This is a genomic window from Levilactobacillus sp. (genome assembly GCF_022646225.1).
Taxonomy (GTDB): Bacteria; Bacillota; Bacilli; order Lactobacillales; family Lactobacillaceae; genus Levilactobacillus; species Levilactobacillus suantsaiihabitans.
The window spans coordinates 289,196-314,415 of the sequence record NZ_JALCJA010000004.1; the positions used below are offsets into that span (position 1 = coordinate 289,196).

Consider the following 25,220-nt stretch of genomic DNA (forward strand, 5'->3'; position numbering starts at 1 on the left):
AGGAGGGTTTCTGGTTATGAGTTACCGTAAATTACAACGGACTAGTTCTCAACGTCGTGCCTTGTTACGCGATTTGACCACTAGTTTAATCTTGAACGGCCGCATCGAAACGACTGAAGCACGCGCTAAGGAAGTTCGCAAGACGGCTGACCAAATGATTACCTTGGGTAAGCAAGGCGACTTACACGCCCGGCGTCAAGCTGCTGCTTTCATCCGTAACGTGGTTGCAGATGTTAAGGAAGACGGCGATGATGTTGTCGTGACTAGCGCATTGCAAAAGGTATTTAGCGAATTAGCACCGAAGTACGCTGATCGTAACGGTGGTTACACGCGTATCTTGAAGACGATGCCTCGTCGCGGTGATGGTGCCGCTATGGCCATCTTGGAATTCGTTGACTAATTTTTAGTTTAGCGATTCGGGAGTGTCCGCGTCCTTAAACGGGGAACAATAGTTACAAATTAATCACTAGAACCATGTGGTATAGAGCGCTACGATGATGGAGGAAATTCTTTCCGAGTCTAGCTTGAATGGGGGCTAACGCCTCAGCGCCGCTGGTTTGTTAGTGATTTTTTTTGTACATTTTTTTCGAACTGCCGCAATTATCCCGGCATTGACCGATTCGGGTAAAGAATCTGGCGGAACGCTTCGGAAATTCACAAAACTTTGCTATAATTAGCGGTGACATTTTACTAGGAGAATCAAAAAACGCTGATGGCAAATAACGCAAATATCATTGAAGTCAAACATCTTTCATATGCCTATGGGGACGACCAGCGCCCGGCCCTAGACGACGTGAGCTTTGATGTCCACGCCGGCGAGTGGTTGGCCATCGTGGGCCATAACGGGAGCGGCAAGTCGACGCTGGCGAAGTCCTTGGACGGGTTACTGCCGTTTACTAAGGGCACGGTCACGGTGGCGGGCGTCACGCTGACCCCCGAGACCGTCTGGGACGTGCGTGAAAAAATCGGCATGATCTTTCAGAACCCGGACAATCAGTTCGTGGGGGCGACGGTTGAAGACGACGTGGCCTTTGGGCTAGAGAACCGCCAAATTCCACGCTCGGAGATGGTCCCGCGGGTCAAGGCCGCGCTGACAGAAGTGGGCATGGCCGCGTTTGCCCAACGCGAACCCAGCTCCCTGTCCGGGGGGCAGAAGCAGCGGGTGGCGCTGGCCGGAATCGTGGCTATTGCCCCAGATATTTTAATCTTGGATGAAGCCACCAGTATGTTGGATCCGCAGGGGCGCCAGGATATGTTAGCGCTGGTGCGGCGCTTGCGGGCCCAACAGGAGTTGACCGTTATCTCGATCACTCACGACATTGACGAGGCCGCCGGTGCCGACCGCATCCTGGTCATTGACGATGGTCGGCTCATCGAAGAGGCTCAACCAGCCGCCATTTTTGCGCGCGGTGAACGGCTGATCGATATGGGCTTAGACGTGCCGTTCCCGGTCAAATTACAGACGGCATTGAAGCAACGGGGAATCACCCCACCCACGACGTACCAAACAATGGCGGAAATGGAGGAATGGCTGTGGCAATCGCTTTCGAACACGTAACCTATACTTATCAAGCGGGCACACCCATGGCCCACACCGCGGTGGAGGACGTTTCCTTCCAGGTGCCGGATCACGGGTATCTGGCCATCATCGGCCACACCGGTAGCGGGAAATCGACACTGATCCAACAGCTCAATGCGTTGTATAAGCCCAGTGCGGGGACGATTCACGTCGGCGACTTTACCGTGACGCCGGAGACGACCAACGCGGCCCTAAAGCCGCTACGGCAACATGTCGGCATGGTCTTTCAGTTTCCCGAAAGTCAGCTGTTTGAGGAGACTATTCGCCAAGACATTGCCTTTGGACCTAAGAATTTTGGCATGAGTGAGGCTGACGCCAACGCGCTGGCCGATGAAATGTTGACGACGGTGGGACTCGACGCCAGCTATGCCGACCGCTCGCCGTTTGAGCTGTCCGGTGGGCAAATGCGGCGGGTCGCCATCGCCGGGGTCTTGGCCATGAAGCCGCAGGTGTTGGTCTTAGACGAACCGACGGCGGGCCTGGATCCCCAAGGACGCCAAGCCATGATGGAACTCTTTGAACGCCTGCACCGTGAGCAGGGGCTGACCATCGTGTTAGTGACCCACCAGATGGAAGACGTCGCTCAGTACGCCGAGCAGGTCGCGGTCATGCGCGAAGGTAAGTTGATCAAGTTCGGCACGCCGACCGACGTTTTTGCCGACCCGGATTGGCTACGAGCCAACCAACTGGACGTGCCCCGGGCCGCCCAATTTGCCCAACAGCTGCGTCAACGCGGGCTCACCTGGGACACCCTGCCGCTGACGGCCGACCAGCTGGCCGACCAAATTGCGGCGCGTTGGCCAGCAAAGGGGGCCGACCATGTCTAAATTCATCTTTGGGCGTTACCTGCCCCTCAACTCGGTAGTCCATCGGTTGGACCCCCGGGCAAAATTAATGTTGAGTTTTTGCTATATCATTTTGGTCTTCTTGGCCAACAATCCACTGAGCTACGCAATCTTGATTGCGCTGACGGTGGGGTCGATCCTGGCTTCCAAAATCAGCCTGGGCTTCTTCTTACGGGGCATTCGGCCGCTACTTTGGCTGATCGTATTCACCGTGGTCTTACAGCTCTTATTTAGCCCCGTGGGCGGTCATACGTACTTTCACTGGGCCTTCATCAACATCAGCCAGTTTGGGGTGATCAACGCCGGGTACATTTTCATTCGGTTCTTGTTGATCATCATGATGTCGACGCTCCTGACGTTGTCGACGCAGCCGTTGGATATTGCCACCGGGCTAGCGTCACTGATGAAGCCGCTGCGGTGGTTGCACGTGCCCGTGGACACGTTGGCGATGATGCTGTCGATTGCGCTACGATTTGTGCCCACGCTGATGGACGAGGCAACCAAGATCATGAACGCCCAGCGTGCTCGCGGCGTCGATTTCGGTGAGGGCGGGCTGTTCAAACAGGCCAAGGCCCTGATCCCGTTGTTGGTGCCACTGTTCATGAGCGCCTTCAACCGGGCCGAGGACCTTTCGACGGCGATGGAAGCCCGCGGTTACCAGGACAGTGAACACCGCAGCCAGTATCGAATCTTGACCTGGCAAAAGCGTGATACGGTGACCTGGATTTTATTTTTGATTGGATTTGCGGCGATTCTCGCTTGTCGTCGTTGGTAGGAGGAACGGAACTGAATGCAACGCTACAAAGTAACTTTTATGTATGATGGAACCGACTTTGCCGGTTTCCAGCGTCAGCCCAATAAACGGACCGTGGAAAGCGTCTTGACCAAGGTCGTCAATAAGATGGCCAAGAACCCGGATCCCGCCATCGTCATCTACGGGTCGGGGCGAACCGACGCAGGCGTCCATGCGCTGGCTCAGGTGGCCCATTTCGACTTTCCCTTCGTCATTCCCGCGGACAACATGCGCAAGGGCTTAAACAGCATGTTACCCATGGATATGGAGGTCTTAAAGGTCGAACTGGTCTCCGCCGATTTCCATGCACGTTATGACGTGTCCGGCAAACGGTACCTGTACCGCATGGACATGGGCGAGTTCCGCAACCCGTTCAAGCGTCACTATACCGGTCAGTGGAAATTCCCGGTTGATCTAGACAAAATCAACGTGGCCTTGAAAGACCTGGTCGGCGAACACGACTATACCAGTTTCGTGGCGTCGGGCGCACAGACCCGGACCTTTGTGCGGACCATTTACGAGGCCACCTGCCACATCGACCACGCTAACAACGAGCTAGTCTTTGAATTTTACGGCAACGGCTTCATGTATAACCAGGTGCGCATCATGGTCGGCGTGCTGGTCGAAATTGGGTCCGGCACGCGGCCAGTGCACGATATTTTACGGTTGTATCAGGTCAAGGATCGCAAACAGGCCCGGCGGACGGTTCCGGCGGCAGGGCTGTATTTAAAACACGTGTATTACCAGGGGGAAGACCCCCAACACCCGACGAAATTGCCGCAACATCAACGGTAATTTTCGGTGATGGGGCAAACAATCATTGACTTTATGGGAAAAACTTTGTATTATGGTTGTTGGTATTGTTTGCCCCACGATAAGCCCCGGAAAGTTTACTTGGTGTCAGACAAACACAGATTTATGGAGGAATTTAACGTGCGTACAACTTATATGGCAAAACCTAACGACATTGACCGCAAATGGTACATTGTCGACGCAACCGACGTGAGTTTAGGTCGGCTTGCTTCAGTCGTTGCTTCTGTATTACGTGGTAAGAACAAGCCAACGTTCACCCCTAACGTGGACACTGGTGACAACGTAATCGTCATCAACGCTGAAAAGATCGCTTTAACTGGTCGTAAGGCCACCGACAAAGTCTACTACCACCATTCTGGTTTCGCTGGTGGCTTGAAGTCACGGACTGCTGGTAACTTCCGGGAACAGAACCCAGAAAAATTGATCGAAACTTCTGTACAAGGTATGCTCCCTAAGAACTCCTTAGGTCACCAAATGGCATTGAAGCTTCACGTGTACGCTGGTGCAGACCACAAGCACGAAGCACAAAAGCCAGAAGTATTAGACATTACTAACCTTATCTAAGGAGGAAAACCAAATTGGCACAAGTTCAATATCGCGGCACTGGCCGTCGTAAAAACTCCTCTGCACGTGTACGTTTAGTACCCGGCTCAGGTAAAATCGTTATGAACAACAAGGCAATCGAAGACTACATCCCATTCGCAAGTATTCGGGAAGTTGTCTTACAACCATTCAACGTTACGGAAACGCTTGGTAACTACGATGCATTAGTTACTGTGCGCGGTGGCGGTTTCTCCGGCCAAGCCGGCGCAACTCGTCACGGGATCGCTCGGGCATTGCTCGAAGTTGACCCAGATTTCCGTGGTCCGCTGAAGCGTGCGGGTCTCTTGACTCGTGACGCCCGGATGAAGGAACGGAAGAAGCCAGGTCTGAAGAAGGCACGTAAGGCTTCACAATTCTCCAAGCGTTAATATTTCGATATTATCTATTGGGAAATCCTCACCAGTTATTTGGTGGGGATTTTTTTGTTTGGGAAAGATTTCTTTAGACTAAAGCAGTGCCAAATCTTTAAAGGCTACTTTGTCAGCAGCCTCCGGAAGGCCATCATGGCCCTGCTGGTGAGGTTGGGATCAATCAGTAGCTTACTTAATGAACAATTCATTAGTTCATTGACTAAGTAGACGCAGACCGTTTTAACCTTTAATGATCTGACGGCGTTGGCCACCAAGCATATTAAGACGACGCACCTGCAAGGAGTGAGTGAAACCATTAATAGTCGGGGTATGAAAGTTATGTTGAAATCCGAACTACAACGGGTCACGAATTACATCAAGAAAGGCCTGGGGTGGCGGTTATTAAGCAATAACAACGATTAAAGTGGGACTCTGTCCAGGTAGAATGCTGATGGGAGTGTTTTTTATAATCCGAACGAAGGCTAAAAAAGTTCGGGAGATGTGACAGAAAAAATGTAATGGGAATGTATTAATTGTGGGCAATGGATTAGACTATAATATGTTGCAGGTGGTTTAATTAGCACTAAGGATTCTTTGACTGAAATTTAAAATAAGTTTAAAATACATTATCATGATTAACTAATTCTGATGGATTTTATTTTGCTAGTTTCAATAGTCTGTAAAAATCTTCAGTAAGTTTAGCAAACAAACTGGCATCATTGGAGGAAGAAATGGATTCAGAACAAACAATTAGTTTGATGCAGATCATGGGGATTCTGCGGAAACATCTCAAAATGATTAGTATTACGACACTAGTGGTTTTTATGGTGGCTTTTTTTGCGACCTTTTTTGTGATGACGCCAAAGTATAGCGGTACGACGGAAATACTGGTTAATCGTAAGCTGTCTTCTACTGATCAAAGCGCCCAATTACAACAGGTCCAAGCGGATGTTCAAATGATTAGTACATATAAGGATATTATTACCAGTCCAACAGTCTTGACCGATGTTAATCGCGCATTAGAGGTTTATCCAGGATACCCGGGGTCGATGGCAGGGATTAAAGATGCTTTGAGCATCAACAATCAAACGAACTCTCAGGTCTTCTCAGTGACGGCTACGGCGACTGACCCTAAGACGGCGGCTGCAATCGCTAATGAAACGGCTAAGGTCTTCAAACAAAAGGTCGTTAAAATGATGAGTATTAATAACGTTTCTATTGTGTCGAAGGCGACGCCTAATTATAATGCCGTGAGTCCAAGAAAAGCCTTGAACTTGTTGATTGGGTTGGTGGCTGGAGTACTCTTGGGGATTGTCTTGGCATTTCTGCGAGAAGTTACCGATCGGACGGTCACTACGGAGTCATTCCTAACTAATGAGTTAGGTCTAAACAGTCTGGGCGTTATTAGTGAGATTGATGCGTCCGATGTGAAAAAACAGATTGGCCACCATCAGACTAAATTTGTTTCTGACGGTCATGGTGGTATTCGTGCGCAGAAGCGCGAACGTGTATAGGAGGTGAGCAAGATGTCATGGTTAAAGCGAAGAAAGCAACGCTTGGATAATACGAGTCTTAAATATGGTGTTGGACTGGTTACCTATACGGATCCAACTGGTCAAATTGCTGAACAGTTCAAAACAGTTCGGACGAACATTCAGTTTTCTTCAGTGGATAGAGATTTACATTCGGTCCTCTTCACTTCGTCGGAACCTTCCGAGGGGAAGTCGACCGTCAGCAATAACATGGCCGTCACCTGGGCCGATCAGGGTTCCAAGGTTGTGTTGGTAGACGCTGATATGAGGCGTCCCACGGTCCATAAATCATTTAACGTCAGTAATCGAGCAGGGTTGACTAACTACTTATCAGGTCGTTTGACCCTAGATGATATTATTCAGCCTACGATTGTTGAAAACTTATCGGTCATTACGAGTGGTCCGGTTCCACCAAATCCGGCGGAGCTCTTAGATAGTGAACACTTTAAGACATTGATGCGTCAACTACAAGCAAAATATGACTTGGTTGTATTGGACTCGCCACCAGTCAATACCGTCACGGATTCACAACTGCTAGCAGCTCAGGTTGATGGCACGATTTTGGTAGTCCCACAGGGGATTGCCGATAAGAATGGTGTGCGTCGAGCTAAACAATTGCTTGAAACTGTTCACGCGAACATTCTGGGGGCCATCATGAACCGAGTCACAGCTACCAAGTCTGAGGGCTACTATGGTGGTAGCTACTATGGTGGTTATTACGGCGGTTATTATGGGACTGATAAAAAGTAATGGGATTGATTGACTTACATTGTCATATTTTACCGGGTGTTGATGACGGGTCTAAGGATATGGAAATGTCTTTGGAGATGTCTCGAGTGGCCGTGAAACAAGGCATCTCGCACATCTTAGTGACGCCACACCATATGGACGGCATGTACCTTAACCACAAGCAAGATGTCATCGCTAAGACGGATGAATTTCAGACGGCGTTAGACGCCGTTGGAATCCCACTAACGGTGTTTCCAGGGCAAGAGGTCCATTTGACCGGTGACCTGTTGAAAGCTTTAGATGCAGACGATATCTTGTTTATGGATGAGGGTGGACGTTACTTACTTCTGGAATTACCGCACAGTGGGATTCCGGAGTATACGGAAGATATGATTTTCGAATTGCAAACCCGCGGGATTACGCCGGTGATTGCCCACCCGGAACGGAATCATGGGTTTCAGAAGGATCCCGATAGATTGTATGATTTTGTCGAAATGGGTTGTCTAACACAACTCACGGATAGCTCTTACCTCGGTGTCTTTGGGGAGAGCGTCAAGACTTTAACAGCTAAGATTATTAACGCTAACTTGGGGTTCGCGTTTGCTTCGGATGCCCATAACTTTAAGGGACGGCGGTTTGTGATGGATTCAGCCTTTAACAAGCTGACTGAACAGGCCGGTGAGCAGTACGCGAAGACATATAATGATAACGCTAAAGCGATTATTAATGGGGATGATATCGCGATGCCAGAGATTAAAAAGATCTCTGCTGTGAAGAAAAAAAGGAGGTTTTGGTTGTTCTGATGGAATATAGCGATAGAAAAATTAAATCCCGAATGATTGATGTTGAACATGAACAGCATCGATACATATATCGAACGGCGAAACGCGTTTTTGATTTTGTAGCTAGTCTGATTGGGCTAGTTATTCTCTCGCCCGTGTTCTTGATGGTGGCAATTGCCATTAAATTGGAGGATCCCAAGGGACCGGTATTTTATTCTCAAGTTCGGTTGGGTAAACAGCAACGGGCTTTTAGAATGTATAAATTCCGGTCTATGGTCGTTGATGCAGATAAGAAACTGAAAAAGCTACTAAAGCATAACGATGTTGAGGGACCCATGTTTAAGATGAAGGAAGACCCACGGGTCACTATAGTTGGCCGATTCATCCGGAAATACAGCATTGATGAATTACCACAATTAGTGAATGTATTGCTGGGCCAGATGAGCTTAGTTGGGCCACGTCCGCCGTTACCACGAGAGGTTGCGGAATATACGGAGTTTGACAAGCAACGTTTGACCGTTATGCCAGGTTGCACTGGACTTTGGCAGGTGACGTTGCGGAATGATGCCAGTTTTGAAGAGATGGTACGTTTAGACTTGAAGTACATTGATCGTCGTGGTTTCTGGTTTGATTTGTATGTGCTGATTCAGACTGTGGCGGTGTTCTTTAAGCCCAACGGGGCTTACTAAAGTTGAAGGAGTATTTTCTTATTATGAGAGAAGTTTTTATTATCGGATCAAAGGGAATCCCGGCTAGGTATGGAGGATTTGAATCTTTTGTAGAACAACTGACTGCTAGAAAGAGTAGTTCTCAGATACATTATAATGTTGCTTGTAGACGAGACTTGTCGGAGAATAAGTCGGACTTTTACGAACATAATGGAGCTTGTTGTTTTAATGTGGATGTTCCAAAAGTTGGTGCGGCAAAGGCAATTATGTATGATGTTCGTGCTTTTAAACAGGCGATGAAAATGATTGAAGAACGTAGTATTAGGCGACCGATAGTGTATGTGTTGGCATGTCGAATTGGCCCTTTTATTCACCAACTTAAGAAAAAGCTGAAAGAAGTTGATGGTTCACTTTTCGTGAATCCTGATGGTCATGAGTGGTTAAGAGCAAAGTGGAGTTGGCCGGTTAGAAGATACTGGAAAATTTCTGAGAAACTAATGGTGAGGTATGCGGATCTATTGATATGTGATAGCCGAAATATTGAGAAATATATTAAAAATGACTATGTTCGGTATTCACCTAAGACTACATTCATTGCCTATGGCTCCGACCCGGTAAATTCTTCTTTAACGACATCTGATAATCAGGTCAAAAGTTGGTTTAAAAAAAATGCTGTTGAATTAAACAATTATTTTTTGATAGTTGGGAGATTTGTTCCTGAAAATAATTACAAAGTTATGATTAGAGAGTTTTTGAATTCAAAGACGCACAAAGATTTAGTCATTATTTCCAATGTTGAGAAGAATAAGTTCTATCAGCAATTAAGTAAAGAAACAGGATTTGAATATGATGATCGAATTAAATTTGTAGGTACTGTGTATGACGTGAACTTACTTAAATTTATTCGAGAAAATGCATTTGCTTATCTTCATGGTCACGAAGTGGGGGGGACAAATCCCTCTTTGCTTGAAGCTTTGTCGTCTACAAAGTTAAATTTACTTTTAGATGTTGGATTCAATCGAGAGGTTGGAAAAACTAGTGCTTTCTATTGGAATAAACAGATTGGCAATCTCGCTTCGCTGATTAGTAAGTGTGAGAACCTGTCAAGTGATGAGATTGAAGACATGGGCATCTTGTCAAGCAGGCAAGTTGAAAAGTATTACGGATGGAAAAAAATCGTGTCTGAGTATGAATTAACTTTTTTGAGGTGATTTAATGAAAATTTTGCACTATACACTAGGGTTTCCGCCGGAACGTAGTGGTGGGCTTGTTCAATATGCTGAGGACATTATGAGTAAGCAGGTATCGCAAGGCGAGCAGGTGTATGCACTATACCCTGGAAAACAAAGAATTTTAAAAAAGGAAATGGAGATTAAGCGGCGTGGAGATTGTGGGGGATTAAAAACATTTGAGTTAATCAATAGCTTTCCGTTGCCAATATTTGGAGGAATCAAGACGCCTTCAGATTTCATGTATGCAGTATCTTCAACTGTTTTTGAGCATTTCTTCAACTTGATTGAGCCGGATGTTATTCATGTACATACATTGATGGGATTACCTAGGGAATTTTTCCAAGTTGCGAAGTCCATGCAAATAAGAATTATTTTTACAACACATGATTATTTTGGATTAGCTCCCGAACCTAACTTCTTTTTCAATTCTAAAAGTTATGATGAAAATAATACAGTGGATAATTGGATTGAAGCATCTAGTCGTGCCTTATCCACAAGAAAACTTAAGTTGTTTCAGAGCAGATACTATCCTTTAATTAGAAGAATTGGTAAAAAGGTATTAAGTAATCGAACTGTTCTCGGCACAATTGACAGAGTTGAGGAAGATAAAATTCACAGGGTTGTAGAATATAGTAAACTAAAAGAATATTATAAAAGAATTTTTAGATTAATAGACTTATTTCACTTTAACAGTGAGTTGTCTCGATCAGTTTATACCAGTCAACTTGGATCAGATATCAATGGGAAAGTAATCAGCATAACTGATAGTGCCTGTCCACAGAATCTTGTTTCCAGACATAATCAGCATAAACCGAGGCGAATTGCATATATAGGACCTGATAAAGCCTACAAAGGCTTCTCCGAGTTTTTAGATGTATCTAGGAGATTGAGAAGAGATAACTTTAGTTTTCATACTTTTGGATATACGCCTCGAGAAAATTTTGTGACGCTAGTCCAGCACGGGAAATATAATATAAGGCGAATAGAACATGTTTATGACTTTATAGACGTTTTAGTCGTGCCAAGTCTTTGGAAAGAAACTTTTGGTTTAATTGTTTTGGAAGGCTTAGCATTTGGTGTGCCGGTGTTAGTAAGTGATAATGTCGGTGCGAAAGACTTGTTGCCAAAGGAAAACGTATTCTCGACAGAAGAAGAACTTTGTTCAATATTAGAAAACAACAGTTATAGAGTTAACTACAATTATAAAATAAAAACATTAGATGAACATGTAAAAGAAATAAAAGGATTATATAATTTAAAGTGGTGATGAATTTGTTTCTTGAAAGAATAATAAGACAGGTAACCGGGAAAAAAGGTTTCGAACTTTCGCAAGATATTCCCCTAACCTATATAATGCGAAAAGGAACGGATTACATTTTTGGATTGGTGAGAGGAAAATTGAGGGGGAGTATGCTTAGACATGGTAGAAAATTGTTCGTGGGAAGAGGAGTTAAGCTGAGAGTTAGGTCAAAAATGCACTTTGGAGACAATGTGCGTTTAGAAAATCATGTTGAGATTGATGCGCTATCGGTCAACGGAGTTTATTTAGATGATCGGGTGAAGTTAGGTTCTAATTCAGTTATTCAATGTACTGGAAGCCTACGTGAAGTTGGACAAGGAATTAAAATTGGTCGGGATACTAGCTTTGCTGAAAATACATTTTTTGGAGCCGCGGGTGGAATTAATATCGGTGATGATGTAATTTCTGGACAAAATGTTAGATTTCATGCCGAAAATCATAATTTTAGTGATTCAAAGTTATTAATTAGAGAACAAGGAGTAACCCAAAAGGGGATTACTATTGGAAATAATGTCTGGATCGGCGCGGGAGCTGTATTTTTAGATGGTTGTTGCGTTGGTAATGGTAGTGTTGTTGCGGCAAATAGCGTTGTTACAGGTATTTTTCATGATGGGGTGGTAGTTGGAGGAGTGCCAGCGAAAGTAATAAAGACGATAGGAGATAACCGCCAAGATGAATCAAATCGATGAAAATAAGAGTAATAAAATATTGTGGATGAGCGTTATCTCCGGAATGAGTATAATTGTATTCTATATCGTTAATTACATGTTTCTTAAGATAGCTTTTAATCCATACGAATTTTCGATGTTTGTATTGATTGCCACAGTGAGTTCATACTCGTATTTTAAAAATATGGATTTTTTAAATCCGTTATTTTATTTTCCAATCTTGTATTTTCTATTATACTGGATTGGAAATTTCAACTTTAATGGTCTTTATCCAAGTATTCCACAGAAAATGTGGGAGCTGTTTTTGTTGGGGATTATAGGGTTCTACGGTGGCTCCATGCTGACCTCAAAAATTGTATTTAAGCGAATGAGATCGTACATGACAATTGAAACAATGTCACAGGGGTCAAAATTAATTTTGAGTTTAATTTTTGTTGTGTGCGTGTTCAGTAAGATGATAATTTTTATTCGAAATGGAATTCCCATGTTGTCCGGAAACATTGATGCATCACGACAATCAGCTGCGGAGGATTTTGGGATACTCAAAGTTATTTCATCAGCATATCCAATACTTTCTGTGTACTTCTTTTATGATTTTATAATGCAGAAGAAAAAGTTTAACAATATAAGATGGTTGAATATTATACTGATGTTAATAGCTGTATTAATGGCGGTTTTAGAAGGTTCACGAATCCTAATTATACAAATGATATTACCAATGTTTTTTATTTGGAATATTAAAGTTAGGAGACTCCATTTACGCCGTGTAGTTTTGTATATATTTTTAATACTTCTTTTTATTGGGGTAAACAAATTTGTACGAAATGTTATTGATGATCCTAACTACTTTAGTTACGTCATGGGAACAAGGCAAAGTGGTCTGTTTGGAAATATTATGTTGAGTAGTTTCACCAGTTTTAGAGTAGGAATTGATTGTTTTAGACAATTGGTCAATCTTGTTCCGCAGGCGGTAGATTATACGCATGGACAAATGTTTTTCAATTCAATTTTAAGTGTATTACCCGGAAAGCAAATTATAATTGGATATTATGTGGCTCAGCTATTAGGTTTGAATTTTGACGGCATTGGAGCAGCAACAACGATTTTAGGCCTTTTTTACTTAGACGGAGGGCCAGTATTAATTCTGTTTGGAATGATGATATTTGGTGCTCTAATAAATGTAAACTATTTGAGGAATATACATACCGGGCAAATTTCTTTAGTAAACTTAGCTAGTATATATATAATTTATTACTCTATATATTGCTTACGAACAAATGTAATGCCAAACATTGATCCTATATTGACAATATTTTATTATATTGTTTTCAGTTACATTATTAAGAAGGTGAAGTAATGCCACATTTTGTTATATCGAATGTTTATTGTTATGAAAATAGAGGGGATGCTGCAATTGTTTTATCAATGATTGAAAATATTAAGCGTAAGTATCCTAGCAGCCATATTGATGTGTTAAGTTTGTGGCCAGAGATAGATGAAGGAAAGTATGGTCAAAATATTGGTGTTTATGCAGCCCCTCTAAAAATCTCAAAAATTAAGAATAAGTATATTAGAGCACTTCGCAACCTCTGTATGTTTGTTCTTAAACTGTTTGGATATGCTCTCGGCATTTTTAATAAATCAGAAAAAATAATACAGAGTGCAGACTTAGTTATAAGCTGTGGTGGTGGATATATGCAATGCAGAGGAGCAAAGCAATTTATCGATGGATTCGTCTATCATGCTGTTCAATTGGAATGTGCACGAAGGTTGAAGAAAAAGTATATTATTTTTGCGCAGACCGTTGGACCATTCTCAGCGTCAATTGCTAAAAGAATGGAACCCATATTTGACAATGCTTTGGCTGTATTGCCCCGTGAAAACATAAGTTATGAGTATACACAGAAGGTATTTCCGAAAGCTAACATTCATTTGACGGCAGATGTCGCTTTTCTATTAACGCCTCAAATGTACGATATTAGAATAGATAAAAGTAGACGAGCTGTTGGTATAACTGTGCGTAGTTGGATATTTCCTGAGTGTGCAGATCGGGAGCAAGCCCAGGAGAATTATATAAGTTCTATTATTGATTTTGTAGATTGTTTAGTGAAATCAAATTTTCAAGTTTTCTTTATGCCACAATGTGTGGGTCCAAGTATAGATAATGATTTGATAATCACAAATATTATATTTAATCGCTTAGTAGAAAAGAAGCATGTGGTGATTTTAGATGAAGACATCAAGCCTGAAGAATTAAAATATGTTTATTCTAAGATGGATTTTTTTGTTGGTACAAGAATGCACTCAAATATCTTTGCTTTAAGTGAGGGGGTTCCGTGTTTGGCAATCTCTTACGATTATAAGACAGATGGGATTATGCAATTGGTAGGAATGAAAGAATATGTTATAAATATTAATGAAATCACAGGATCTGGACTGACTGGACTCTTCAGAAAACTAGTTGATGACAATAATGTTCGAACCATTTTAAAAAACAGGGTACGAATTGTAAAGAGAATCGCTTTATCAAACTTTGAGTATATTTAAATATTTATAGGAAGGAGTATTATTTTGACAAATAAAGTTCATATATTAATCGTGGATGCATTTAGAGAAGCAGGTGGAGAAGAAGAAGTAGCATTCTATATCTATAATTCCCTGCCTAGAAGTGAGTATGATGTCACACTTGCAGGACCGAAGGATTCACCGTATTTTCAAAAAAAGCTACCTAAGCAAAGTGAATTTTTAAATGTCAGCTTATCTGGCAAATTCGACTTTTTATCTATGCTTAAAATTAGAAAGTATGTTAAAGAAAGCAATGTTGACATTGTTAATGTCCATGGCTACATTGCAGGGTATATTGTGAGAATTGCCTGTTGCGGATTGAAGACTAAAGTAGTTTGGACGATGCATGTTAATGTTTTAGATGTTCCTTCAATTGGTAAAGTGAAAAGGATAATTAGAAGTAAGATTGAAGGGGAATTGAATCGATTTTTAACAAATGAAGTTGTCTGTGTTGCTGAAGAATTGAAGCATGTTGTTGAAAAGCAGAGAATACGAACCCCAATATCCGTTGTTTATAACGGAATAGACGTGAGCGCATTTTCTGATACGCATAAAAAAACATCTTTTTATGTTCGACGAGACAATGAGCTGGTTCTGGGGTTTGTCTCAAGACTTTCTACGCAGAAGGGAATAAATTATTTGTTAAAGTTAGCTGTAGTTCTGAGGGAAGAGAAGGTTAACTACAAGATGCTGATAGTCGGTGATGGTGATCAGAAATCCTTCATTGAAAGCTATATTAAAAAAAATCAATTAGAGAAGAATGTAACCTTGTATGGATTTCAAAAAGATGTGAATAATGTCCTTGATTCAATAGACGTGTTGTTGTTACCTTCACTCTTTGAAGGATTTCCTATGATCATTTTGGAAGCACTGTGTTCAAAAACTCCTGTCATTGCAAGCAACGTTAACGGAATTCCTGAAGTTGTTAAAGACAATGAAAATGGTTTTTTAGTCACTCCAAGAGATGTATCTGCTCTTTATAGAGCGGTTTTAAAGTATGTCCAAAGACCAGAATTAATTAAGATTCATGGTGAAAAAGGGCACCAGACTGTAATTGAAAATTACTCGAAAGACATGATGCTTAGTCAATATGAGAAAATTTTTTCAAGTTTAGTTGATGTTAAATAATTTACGATTGTTAAGGGGTTTGTAACTTTTTGGGTAAAAGTAAGTATAAAAAATTAATAGGAAACTCCTTTATTTTTGCAGTTGGCAATTTAGGGAGTAAGTTAATTACAATCATTATGGTGCCGGTCTATACTTTTACGCTGAGTACGCAGGAGTACGGCGCCGTTGATTTAGTACAAACAACAGCTAACTTATTGTTACCAATTATAACTTTGAGTATATTTGATGCGGCTTTTAGGTTTGCTTTAGATGACGGTGTCGATAGTAAGAAAGTATTTACGAATTCCTTTTTTGTCACGATTGTTTGCAGTGCGCTCGGGTTACTCGTCGTTCCTCTGTTTAAAATTGCAGTTGGCGATCTTTATATTTTTTTGTATATAATAGTTGTTCTTCAGAGTTTTCAATCCTTAATGTCGGAATTTGCTAGAGCAATTGGAAAAGTAAAAACGTTTGCGGCAAATGGAATTATTACGACTCTTTTTTTGACGGGTTCAAATATTTTATTTTTAGTGGTATTTCAATATGGTGTGAATGGGTACCTTTGGTCAATTATTATAGCAACAGTAATTTCAATTCTGTTTTTGATATTTAGTTTGCGCGTACAAATGTATATTGATCGTAAATTACTGGAGTGGCAGTTTATTCATAAATTGTTGATTTATAGTATCCCTTTAATACCTAATGCCTTTGCGTGGTGGATTAATAACGCATCAAGTAGGTACTTTATTCTTTATTTCATAGGTGTATCGGCAAACGGATTATACGCAGTAGCTAACAAAATTCCTAGTTTACTTTCAGTTTTAAACTCTATTTTCTTTCAGTCTTGGCAAATGTCGGCAGTTGAAGAATATTCTTCCGAGAACCGAGAAGCTTTTTATTCAAACGTATTTAGAATGTACTTAGAAATGTTGTTTTTAGCAACGGCTGCAATTCTATTTATTGTCAAACCGATGATGTCCCTAGTCGTTTCTAAGCAGTTTTATGTGTCTTGGAAATTAGTGCCTTTTTTGTTGCTTACAGTGGTTTATTCTAGTGTGTCCGGTTTCTTGGGTACAAATTATATTGCTGCAAAAAAAACAACTGGAATTTTTGTAACTACGGTACTGGGTGCAGTTTTAAATATAATGTTTAACATGATTTTCATTCCTCAAATGGGAATTAATGGTGCTGGTTTAAGTTCAATGTTAAGCTTCCTAGTTATATTTGTTATTCGTTATTTTGATACTAAAAAGATAACGAGGATTAAGATTGATAAAAAAAACTTTTTGATGAATCACTTAGTAGTTGGAACTCAGATTGCGGTGATGTTATTAATATCGAATGAGGTGCTAATGTTAGCTTTAAATTGTTGCCTTTTGATACTAACGATATTCATTGATAAAGAAGTGTTGGGCTATATTTTTAAATCCATTATTACACAGATAAAAAGAAGAATTGGAGATTATGAAGAATGAAGGGGATCATTTTAGCGGGGGGATCGGGAACACGACTTTACCCTATAACGCGAGCAGTTTCAAAGCAATTAATACCCATATATGATAAACCAATGATCTATTACCCAATGTCCACATTGATGCTGGCTGGAATTCAAGAAATTTTGATTATATCAACTCCGATTGATACCCCACGATTTGAAAATCTATTTGGTGATGGACAAGATTTAGGATTAAATATTTCGTATAAGATTCAGGACAAGCCGAATGGGCTTGCTGAAGCTTTCATTCTTGGTAAAGACTTTATCGGCGATGACTCTGTTTGCTTGATTTTGGGAGACAATATTTATTATGGTGGTGGTTTGTCGAAATTACTTCAGCAGGCTAGCCAAAAGGAAATAGGAGCAACGGTATTTGGTTACCACGTAAATGATCCAGAGCGATTTGGAGTTGTTGACTTTGACGAACACATGCATGCTAAGTCTATTGTTGAGAAGCCTGAACATCCAGCGAGCAACTATGCTGTTACCGGGATGTACTTCTATGACAATCAGGTTGTAGATATTGCTGAGAATATAAAGCCGTCTGCCCGTGGTGAATTAGAAATTACGGATATTAATAAGACCTATCTCGAAAAGGGCGAACTAGATGTTGAATTAATGGGACGAGGGTTTGCTTGGTTAGATACAGGTACTCACGATTCGTTACAGGAAGCAAGCAGTTTCATTGCTACGGTCCAAAAGCGTCAGAATCTTAAGATAGCTTGCTTAGAGGAAGTTGCGTATCGGATGGGTTATATTGACGCAGATAAAGTTTATGAGTTGGCCCAGCCACTAAAGAAAAATGATTATGGACAGTATTTGCTTAGACTAATTGGGAGGGAATAGCTATGGGAAAATTAAAAGTAACGTCAACAAAATTGCAGGATGTAAAGATTATTGAACCAGCAATTTTTGGTGATAAACGAGGGTTCTTTACAGAGACATACTCTGATCGTGATTTTAAAGAGGCCGGAATCAATTTTAACTTTATTCAAGACAACCAATCCTTGTCCGCAGAGGCTGGCGTTTTACGTGGACTTCATTTTCAACGGGGGAAAGCGGCTCAAACTAAGCTGATTCGGGTTGTTACCGGTGCAGTGTTAGATTTGATTGTCGATGTTCGTGCAGGTTCACCTACATACAAGCAATGGGAAGGTTACATTATTTCTGAAAGCAACCATCGTCAATTGCTAGTTCCTAAGGGCTTCGCGCATGGCTTTGTGACGCTGACGGATAATGTTAACTTTTTGTACAAGTGTGACAACTACTATGATGCTGAAGCTGATGGGGGCTTTTCGTTCAAGACACCGGAATTAGGAATTCAATGGCCAATTGATTTTGACCAAGCGATTACATCCGAAAAAGATGCGAACCAACCAACATTTACTGAATTTGAAAAGAATAATCCGTTTGTTTACGGCGAAATCTAGGGAGGATTAGCATGAAGAACTTAATTGTTACCGGTGGTGCTGGCTTCATCGGTTCTAACTTCGTTCATTACGTTGTTGAGAACCATCCGGAAGTGCATGTTACGGTTTTGGATAAACTAACCTATGCTGGGAACCGGGCTAATCTGGCAGGTTTGCCTGAAGACAGAGTTGAGTTAGTTGTTGGTGATATTTGTGATGCACCGTTGGTCGACAAGTTAGTTCAGAAGGCAGATGCGGTGGTTCACTATGCTGCTGAGAGTCACAACGATAATTCTCTAATTGACCCTTCGCCATTTATTCAGACGAATATCGTGGGAACTTATACGTTAATTCAGGCTTGCCGTAAGTATGATGTACGATTCCATCATGTCTCAACTGATGAGGTCTATGGAGATTTACCTCTTCGTGAGGATCTCCCTGGACATGGAGAGGGTGCTGGTGAGAAGTTCACACCAGACAGTCCCTATCGTCCTAGCAGTCCTTACTCGTCTTCTAAGGCCAGTTCAGACCTCTTAGTTCGGGCTTGGGTTCGTTCCTTTGGCTTGAAAGCGACGATCTCTAATTGTTCAAATAATTATGGTCCGTACCAACATATTGAAAAGTTTATTCCGCGGCAAATCACTAACATTCTGAGTGGTAGTCGTCCTAAGTTGTATGGCTCAGGAAAGAATGTTCGTGATTGGATTCATACGAATGATCATTCGCGAGCTGTCTGGACTATTCTAACAAAGGGTAAGATTGGTGAAACCTACTTGATTGGTGCAGATGGTGAAAAGGATAATAAGACGGTTCTTGAAATTATCTTGAAATTGATGGGTCAGTCAGAAGATGCTTATGATCACGTTAAGGATCGTCCGGGTCATGATTTAAGATACGCAATTGACTCTACTAAGCTTCGTACGGAGTTGGGTTGGCAACCGGAACTTACCGATTTTGAGAAAGGCCTTCAGCATACAATCGATTGGTATCAGCAACACGAAGATTGGTGGAAGGCTGAAAAGGCTGAGGTTGAAGCCAAGTATGCCAAAAATGGTCAATAAAAGATAATTGAGGTTGAGTAAATGAAGATTTTGATAACAGGGGCTAGTGGTCAATTAGGGACTGAATTGCGACATCTATTAGATTCTCGAGGGATAGAGTATTTGGCCATGGATTCGACACAATTGGATATCACTGACGCCAAGGCCGTGGATATTTTTTTTGAGAATGAACGTCCCAGTGTCGTTTATGACTGTGCAGCTTATACGGCAGTTGATGCGGCTGAAGAGGAACCGGGGAAAACGACCAATGGATTAGTTAACGTTGAAGGAACTCGTAATTTGGCAATTGCTTCTGAGCGAGTAAAAGCGACACTGGTCTACATTAGCACGGATTACGTTTTCGATGGTACGAACTCAGAAATGTATTCAGAAGAGGATAGTGCGAATCCTAAAAATCAATATGGTTTAGCCAAGTATCAGGGTGAGCAGCTTGTTCAAAAAATTATGAGTAAGTATTATATCATTCGAACTTCTTGGGTGTTTGGAAAGTATGGTAAGAACTTTGTGTACACCATGCTGAAGTTGGCTGAGACGCATGACGAACTCTCCGTGGTTGATGATCAAGTAGGGCGTCCCACTTGGACGAAGACATTAGCAGATTTCATGACCTATGCTGTTGAAAATCGGATAGAGTATGGAATTTATCAGTTGTCGAATGATAATTCCTGTTCCTGGTTTGAGTTTGCCAGCGAAATCTTGAAGGACAAGCAAGTAACGATCCATCCTGTGGATTCTTCAAAGTTCCCGCAGAAGGCTTACCGGCCAAAGCACTCTGTCATGAGTTTAGAAAAAGCAAAGTCGACGGGCTTTTCCGTAATTTCTTGGCAAGAGGCTCTACGAAAATTTAAGAGTGATTTGTAAAGCTTGAGTTTGACTTTATGCTAGTTATCGTCACTTCATTTGTGGGAAGTAGATAAATATTGAGAGTTAGTGAATATTGAGTAGAAGAATTAATTTTATAGCGGTGGAGGTATTGGTCGATGGTAGGTTGGAGCCATCGAATGCTGTCGAGAATTCAAACAATGGCATGAACAGTTGATGCAGAAAGTGTTGTGAGAATAATCAACAAGAAGTATAATTGTAGATGTTATAGTTATTCCTGTTGAATCTTATTCTTCAACACAGTTCTATGTCTAAGATTGCAATTTGCCACTTAGTTTGAATAAAATTTGTAGAGTTGATCAATTAGTAGATGACTTAGCCAGCGGAGTTCGTTGACAACATCATTAGGTGGACTAGAGGTTACACTGATATGGTTTGTAAATTGTCTTGCTTAACGAGACTTTGTACTGATGCTAGGATGAATTCCGATGAACTAGGTTGTCTGATTAGGGGTTAATTTTTACATAAGGAAAGGTAGTTTTATATGCAAAAGAAGAAGCACACGTTGAGAAATTCAGTGCTCTTAGGAACACTTGTTTTGTTACTTGGAGGTTCGGCCTATGGGATGACCCGTTACAGAAGCATCAAGAATGCTGTTAACAGTTCGTTCGTTCCAACGGCGGCTGCTAAGCAACGTAATGTCGTTAAGCAAGTCAATAAGAAGAAGCCTATTTCCTTATTGGTTATTGGTGCGGATAGTAAGACTAGTGCAGATAGTACAATGCTGATTACATTGAACCCCTCACAAAAGAAGACTACGGTGACAAGTATTCCTCATATGACGGCCACACGTGTTTCCGGCTACACTAAGAAGGCACCTTCTAAGTTTAAGTCAGCTTATGCTTGGGGCGGAACAAAGAGTACGATTAACACGACTCAGAACATGTTAAACGTGCCTGTTGACTTTTATGTTGTGGCTAAGCCTAGTGGCTTGAAGCAAGTTGTTACCAAGGGTGGTGGCGTTACGATTAAGTCTAGCGCTACGTTCTCTAATTACGGTTACAAGTTCAAGAAGGGTGTTAAGACCCATTTGACCGGTAACAAGGTTCTGGCCTATGTTGCTTCTTACAAGGCCGATCCTAAGGGGACCAACGCCGGGAAGCAAGCTCGTCAACAAGCTGTGCTTTCTGCAGTGTTGAAGAAGAATGCAACGTTCAAGACGTTGTTCAACCAACAATTTATCAACTCCTTGGCTGGCGCCGTTAAGACGGACATGAACTTCAACGAGATGTCCAACTTGGTTAAGAACTACCGTGGTGCAACTAAGACGGTTTCTAAGACTGCTCTTCATGGTACGATGAAGAAGTTGAATGGCGCTAACATGAAGGTCATCAAGAAGTCTGAATTACAACGTGTTACGAACAAAGCACGTAAAGGTTTGAGCTTGTCCCACAAGACGACTGGTAAGGCTGCCGTCTTCACGACAAAGCAATTGAACAAAGCGGCTGTTAAGTAATTTTTAGTCGATAATAAAAGGCGAGAATCGAGGGAGGCCCCTCAATTGTAAGCACCTAATAGCTGACCGTCTATGATTGATGGTCACAACACGATAGGATTACCTCATCAAATAAATTGGTGAGGTTTTTATTATGGACAAACCAGATATCGTGCAAGTCAAAATGCCACGTCAGGCTGTTGGAACAGCGCCAGTTGTTCCCAGCCGGGCAGTTCAGCTCAAAGTTGGCAAAAATAAGTCAGTTATTATCTACAATAAGGCCAATGGTTTTATCGTTGACGCAATCTTGTCAATACTGTCAGTTATTTGGTGCTTACTACGGTCTATTATTAGGTGCTTACCGGGGGCCAACGGGTGGCAAAGGTTAACGCCATCCGGCCCGCACGACAGATTGTAGTGGGGATTTTTACTTTTATTTTCTATGGAACCGATACCGCCCAACCACCCAGCCATTTGCCCACCGTATTAGCGAAAAATCGGGTAGAAATGGGTATTGTTTTCCCGTCACAATTGCCTTAAGCTGAAGAGAATAGCTTAATTAGGACTGGAAGACTTATGGAAAAAATTTCGCGTTTTAAATTGTTTGATACACTGTCGAAAAAGATGGTCTGGGGCTTCATCATCCTGATCACGGTGGGGACGATTCTGTTGAGTCTGCCCGCCGCGACCAACGAACCGCAGGGCACCAGCTTCATCAATACCGTCTTTACCGCCACGTCGGCGACCTGTATCACCGGGCTGACGGTGGTCAACACGGCCGAACACTGGTCGTTGTTTGGGCAGATCGTGATTCTGGTGCTTTCTGAAATCGGCGCGCTGGGGTACATGACCTTTGCCGTACTGTTATTTAACATCATCCGGCGTAACTTGGACCTGTCAACGCAGCTGATGGTCAAGGAATCCTTGAACCTGGAGAATCTGAGCGATACCAAGAGCGTCATGAAGTACGTTTTCGGCCTCTCTGCGCTCTTCCAGGTCGGTGGGGCGTGTTTGATTGCAGTCGACTTTATTCCGCGCTACGGCTGGAAATGGGGGCTGTACACGTCGGTCTATCATGCTGTCATGTCATTTTGTAACGCCGGCTTCGATGTCTTCGGCAATAGCCTGATGGGCTTTCAGGATGATTCCTACCTATTGATTGTCACCATCATCCTGATCATCGGCGGGGGCCTGGGCTTTTTGGTCTGGCGCGACCTGTTATTGTATCACGAGCGTAAACGACTCAGTCTGAACTCCAAATTGACGCTGGTCACGACTGGTACCTTGTTTGTGGTCGGCTTCGTCTTGTTGCTGGTCACGGAAAAGGACCTGACGCTATTGCCCAAGGGGACGTCGTGGTTCAACCGGACCGTCAACACGCTGTTCTTGAGCGTGACGCCGCGAACGGCCGGGTTAGTGACTTTGCCGACCAACGACCTGCAGGCGGGGAGTATTTTTTTGCTGATGATCTTAATGTTTGTCGGCGGGACGCCCGGATCCACGGCCGGAGGGATCAAGACCACCACGTTTGGTGTGCTGATGCTCCAAAGCATTGCTCAGATTCGTGGCAAGAAGGACGTCGAATTCAGTCGGCGGCGCTTCAGTCAAAATAATATCAATCGAGCGCTGCTATTGATTTTCTTGGCCAGCGTCGTGATTGTTATCGCCACGCTGATTTTGACCCAAACAGAGCACATCCCCAAAGGCTTTGGTCTGGAATACATCGTCTTTGAGGTGCTATCCGCGTTTGGCACGGTGGGCTTGAGCCTGGGCTTGACGCCGCATCTAACGGTCATCGGCAAGCTGGTCATCATGCTGCTGATGTTCATCGGGCGGGTCGGTATTTTCACGTCGCTGTACTCGCTGTCCAAGCGGCAAACCAAGTTCAACCAGATTCGTTACCCAGAAGAAAATATTCTAATTGGTTAAGGAGTTTTTTAAAATGACGAAAAAGAGTTTTGCGGTGCTGGGACTCGGCCGGTTTGGCCAAAGCGTCGTGCAAACACTAGTGGCCTCTCATCAAGACGTCTTGGCGGTCGACGTCAAGGAAGAGCCCGTCAACGAAATGATGGACATCGCCACGCAGACGTTGATTGCGGATACTCGCGACGAAGACGTCTTGCGCGGGCTCAACATCGACACTTTCGATTACGTGATCGTGGGAATCGGCAACAACATGGAGGCCAGCATCCTGACGACCATGTTGACCAAGGAATTGGGCGCCAAAAAGGTGATTGCCAAGGCTGAAACCAGTGACCACGGCCGCGTGCTGAAACGCGTGGGGGCCGACCAGGTCATCTTCCCTGAACGGGACATGGGTCACAGCATCGTGCGCAAATTGTTGTCGAATCACATTCTGAACTTTATCGACTTGAGCGACGAGTATACGCTGGCCGAGGTGGTCATCACCGATCCCAACTTCGTTAACCAGGATCTGGTCAAACTCGACTTGCGCCGGCGCTTTGACCTGACCGTCATCGCCATTCAACACGACCATGCCATCAACATCTCGCCGCAACCCACGGACATCGTGCAGCTCCATGACGTGTTGACGGTGGTCGGGCCAATCGCCAACGTGGAGAAGCTGGATGCGACGTTGAAGAAGTAAGCTGTTTCATGCGTTAGTCGGTTGAAGAAGCGCGCCGACAGCTGGGTAGTGCGTGATAGCCACTGCTGGGGATGCGTGATCGGATTTAACCATTATAAGAGAGTGTCATCCGCTGATTTCTGATGGGAGAAGCGGATGGCATTTTTAGGCTCAGGCAGTCGATGCCTAGCCAGGAAGGGAAGATGATCTTGGAAGACGACAAAATTATGCAGGCATTTTTGACACTACTAATATCTACCCCTTACGAAAAACTATCAGTGCGGACCATTATGGCGCAGGCCGGGGTGACGCGGACCGTGTTTTACGTTTACTTTGATAACAAAGATGACCTTGCGCGAGAGACTTTGGCGACGCAGTTAGAGGACGTCATCTTACGGGTGAGTCAGGCCTTTACGAGTGCGCGGACCATGGACATGCAAACGACGGCGGAAAGCTTGCGTTTATTGCGGTCGAAGCAAGCAATCATTCGGCGGCTATTTGCCATTCAGCGCAAGCAACTGCATTTACGCGCTGAATTTCAGAATCAGGTCGCCCAGTCTATTTCAGCCCAGGTCCGTCGGTATTGGCCGAACACGCCACCGCGGCAACAAGACTATTTTGCCCAGTTGTTTGCGGCCTCAATGATTGCGACGATTCTCTGGTTCTTTCAGCATCAGGACGTGTCTGAAGCGGACTTGGTTCAGGTGATCAACACCTGTGTTTTTCAAGGACTCGCCCAGCTCTTGACAGATTAGCCAAAGTGTCTACCTTGTTGGCGAAAGACT

The 25,220-nt window shown here is 43.2% G+C and carries 26 protein-coding genes; all 26 read left to right on the top strand.

The window, feature by feature from the left end; translation table 11 throughout:
• The first annotated feature begins 16 nt into the window (after positions 1 to 16).
• The 26 genes from rplQ (at position 17) to LKH74_RS08435 (ending at position 25,190) form a co-directional block, all read left to right on the top strand.
• A complete protein-coding gene (gene rplQ, locus LKH74_RS08310) occupies positions 17 to 400 on the top strand; it encodes a 50S ribosomal protein L17 (protein WP_020090123.1) in 384 nt (127 codons plus the stop codon).
• A 312-nt stretch (positions 401 to 712) separates the two neighbouring features.
• A complete protein-coding gene (locus tag LKH74_RS08315; RefSeq protein ID WP_287708217.1) occupies positions 713 to 1,558 on the top strand; it encodes an energy-coupling factor ABC transporter ATP-binding protein in 846 nt (281 codons plus the stop codon).
• A complete protein-coding gene (locus tag LKH74_RS08320) occupies positions 1,534 to 2,406 on the top strand; it encodes an energy-coupling factor ABC transporter ATP-binding protein (protein WP_287708219.1) in 873 nt (290 codons plus the stop codon). Before LKH74_RS08315 ends, LKH74_RS08320 begins: the two co-directional genes overlap by 25 nt.
• Complete coding sequence (locus LKH74_RS08325) at positions 2,399 to 3,199, top strand: energy-coupling factor transporter transmembrane component T family protein (protein ID WP_287708220.1); 801 nt, start codon at positions 2,399 to 2,401, stop codon at positions 3,197 to 3,199. Before LKH74_RS08320 ends, LKH74_RS08325 begins: the two co-directional genes overlap by 8 nt.
• Before the next feature lie 15 nt (positions 3,200 to 3,214).
• Positions 3,215 to 4,012, top strand: a complete 798-nt coding sequence (truA, locus tag LKH74_RS08330) for a tRNA pseudouridine(38-40) synthase TruA (RefSeq protein WP_287708221.1) — start codon at positions 3,215 to 3,217, stop codon at positions 4,010 to 4,012.
• A 138-nt stretch (positions 4,013 to 4,150) separates the two neighbouring features.
• The gene (gene rplM, locus LKH74_RS08335) at positions 4,151 to 4,594 is read left to right on the top strand and encodes a 50S ribosomal protein L13 (protein ID WP_135367513.1); all 444 of its coding nucleotides are present in this window, start codon (positions 4,151 to 4,153) and stop codon (positions 4,592 to 4,594) included.
• Between the two features lie 14 nt (positions 4,595 to 4,608).
• Complete coding sequence (gene rpsI / locus LKH74_RS08340; RefSeq protein ID WP_011668466.1) at positions 4,609 to 5,001, top strand: 30S ribosomal protein S9; 393 nt, start codon at positions 4,609 to 4,611, stop codon at positions 4,999 to 5,001.
• 713 nt (positions 5,002 to 5,714) lie between these two features.
• Positions 5,715 to 6,497, top strand: coding sequence for a YveK family protein (locus tag LKH74_RS08345; RefSeq protein WP_287708222.1), 783 nt, complete (start codon positions 5,715 to 5,717; stop codon positions 6,495 to 6,497).
• Between the two features lie 12 nt (positions 6,498 to 6,509).
• Positions 6,510 to 7,265 carry a CpsD/CapB family tyrosine-protein kinase gene (locus tag LKH74_RS08350; protein ID WP_179951127.1) on the top strand — a complete coding sequence of 252 codons (756 nt, stop codon included), beginning with the start codon at positions 6,510 to 6,512 and terminating at the stop codon, positions 7,263 to 7,265.
• Entirely contained in the window at positions 7,265 to 8,047 is a 783-nt protein-coding gene (locus LKH74_RS08355; RefSeq protein ID WP_287708223.1) for a tyrosine-protein phosphatase, read from the top strand. The genes LKH74_RS08350 and LKH74_RS08355 overlap by 1 nt, the downstream gene beginning before the upstream one ends.
• Entirely contained in the window at positions 8,047 to 8,715 is a 669-nt protein-coding gene (locus LKH74_RS08360; protein WP_287708224.1) for a sugar transferase, read from the top strand. Before LKH74_RS08355 ends, LKH74_RS08360 begins: the two co-directional genes overlap by 1 nt.
• A gap of 23 nt (positions 8,716 to 8,738) precedes the next feature.
• Positions 8,739 to 9,905, top strand: a complete 1,167-nt coding sequence (gene cps2T, locus LKH74_RS08365) for a beta 1-4 rhamnosyltransferase Cps2T (RefSeq protein WP_287708225.1) — start codon at positions 8,739 to 8,741, stop codon at positions 9,903 to 9,905.
• Positions 9,906 to 9,909: 4 nt separating this feature from the next.
• On the top strand, positions 9,910 to 11,193 hold the full coding sequence (locus LKH74_RS08370) for a glycosyltransferase (protein WP_287708226.1): 1,284 nt from the start codon (positions 9,910 to 9,912) through the stop codon (positions 11,191 to 11,193).
• The gene (locus LKH74_RS08375) at positions 11,193 to 11,915 is read left to right on the top strand and encodes an acyltransferase (RefSeq protein ID WP_287708295.1); all 723 of its coding nucleotides are present in this window, start codon (positions 11,193 to 11,195) and stop codon (positions 11,913 to 11,915) included. The genes LKH74_RS08370 and LKH74_RS08375 overlap by 1 nt, the downstream gene beginning before the upstream one ends.
• Positions 11,899 to 13,251, top strand: coding sequence for an O-antigen polymerase (locus LKH74_RS08380; RefSeq protein WP_287708227.1), 1,353 nt, complete (start codon positions 11,899 to 11,901; stop codon positions 13,249 to 13,251). The genes LKH74_RS08375 and LKH74_RS08380 overlap by 17 nt, the downstream gene beginning before the upstream one ends.
• Positions 13,251 to 14,441 (top strand): polysaccharide pyruvyl transferase family protein, encoded by a 1,191-nt coding sequence (locus LKH74_RS08385; protein WP_287708228.1) that lies wholly within the window; start codon positions 13,251 to 13,253, stop codon positions 14,439 to 14,441. The genes LKH74_RS08380 and LKH74_RS08385 overlap by 1 nt, the downstream gene beginning before the upstream one ends.
• Positions 14,442 to 14,465: 24 nt before the next feature.
• Positions 14,466 to 15,587, top strand: coding sequence for a glycosyltransferase family 4 protein (locus LKH74_RS08390; RefSeq protein ID WP_287708229.1), 1,122 nt, complete (start codon positions 14,466 to 14,468; stop codon positions 15,585 to 15,587).
• Positions 15,588 to 15,616: 29 nt separating this feature from the next.
• Positions 15,617 to 17,041, top strand: coding sequence for a lipopolysaccharide biosynthesis protein (locus LKH74_RS08395; RefSeq protein ID WP_287708230.1), 1,425 nt, complete (start codon positions 15,617 to 15,619; stop codon positions 17,039 to 17,041).
• Complete coding sequence (gene rfbA / locus LKH74_RS08400) at positions 17,038 to 17,907, top strand: glucose-1-phosphate thymidylyltransferase RfbA (RefSeq protein WP_287708231.1); 870 nt, start codon at positions 17,038 to 17,040, stop codon at positions 17,905 to 17,907. The genes LKH74_RS08395 and rfbA overlap by 4 nt, the downstream gene beginning before the upstream one ends.
• 2 nt (positions 17,908 to 17,909) lie before the next feature.
• Entirely contained in the window at positions 17,910 to 18,491 is a 582-nt protein-coding gene (gene rfbC / locus LKH74_RS08405) for a dTDP-4-dehydrorhamnose 3,5-epimerase (RefSeq protein WP_287708232.1), read from the top strand.
• 11 nt (positions 18,492 to 18,502) lie between these two features.
• Positions 18,503 to 19,531 carry a dTDP-glucose 4,6-dehydratase gene (gene rfbB / locus LKH74_RS08410; protein WP_287708233.1) on the top strand — a complete coding sequence of 343 codons (1,029 nt, stop codon included), beginning with the start codon at positions 18,503 to 18,505 and terminating at the stop codon, positions 19,529 to 19,531.
• A 21-nt stretch (positions 19,532 to 19,552) separates the two neighbouring features.
• Positions 19,553 to 20,392 (top strand): dTDP-4-dehydrorhamnose reductase, encoded by an 840-nt coding sequence (gene rfbD / locus LKH74_RS08415; RefSeq protein WP_287708234.1) that lies wholly within the window; start codon positions 19,553 to 19,555, stop codon positions 20,390 to 20,392.
• Between the two features lie 586 nt (positions 20,393 to 20,978).
• Entirely contained in the window at positions 20,979 to 21,869 is an 891-nt protein-coding gene (locus LKH74_RS08420; protein WP_287708235.1) for an LCP family glycopolymer transferase, read from the top strand.
• A gap of 555 nt (positions 21,870 to 22,424) precedes the next feature.
• Positions 22,425 to 23,777, top strand: coding sequence for a TrkH family potassium uptake protein (locus LKH74_RS08425; protein ID WP_287708236.1), 1,353 nt, complete (start codon positions 22,425 to 22,427; stop codon positions 23,775 to 23,777).
• Positions 23,778 to 23,790: 13 nt separating this feature from the next.
• Positions 23,791 to 24,456, top strand: a complete 666-nt coding sequence (locus LKH74_RS08430; protein ID WP_135368185.1) for a potassium channel family protein — start codon at positions 23,791 to 23,793, stop codon at positions 24,454 to 24,456.
• A 206-nt stretch (positions 24,457 to 24,662) separates the two neighbouring features.
• Positions 24,663 to 25,190, top strand: a complete 528-nt coding sequence (locus LKH74_RS08435; RefSeq protein ID WP_287708296.1) for a TetR/AcrR family transcriptional regulator — start codon at positions 24,663 to 24,665, stop codon at positions 25,188 to 25,190.
• Positions 25,191 to 25,220 lie beyond the last annotated feature (30 nt).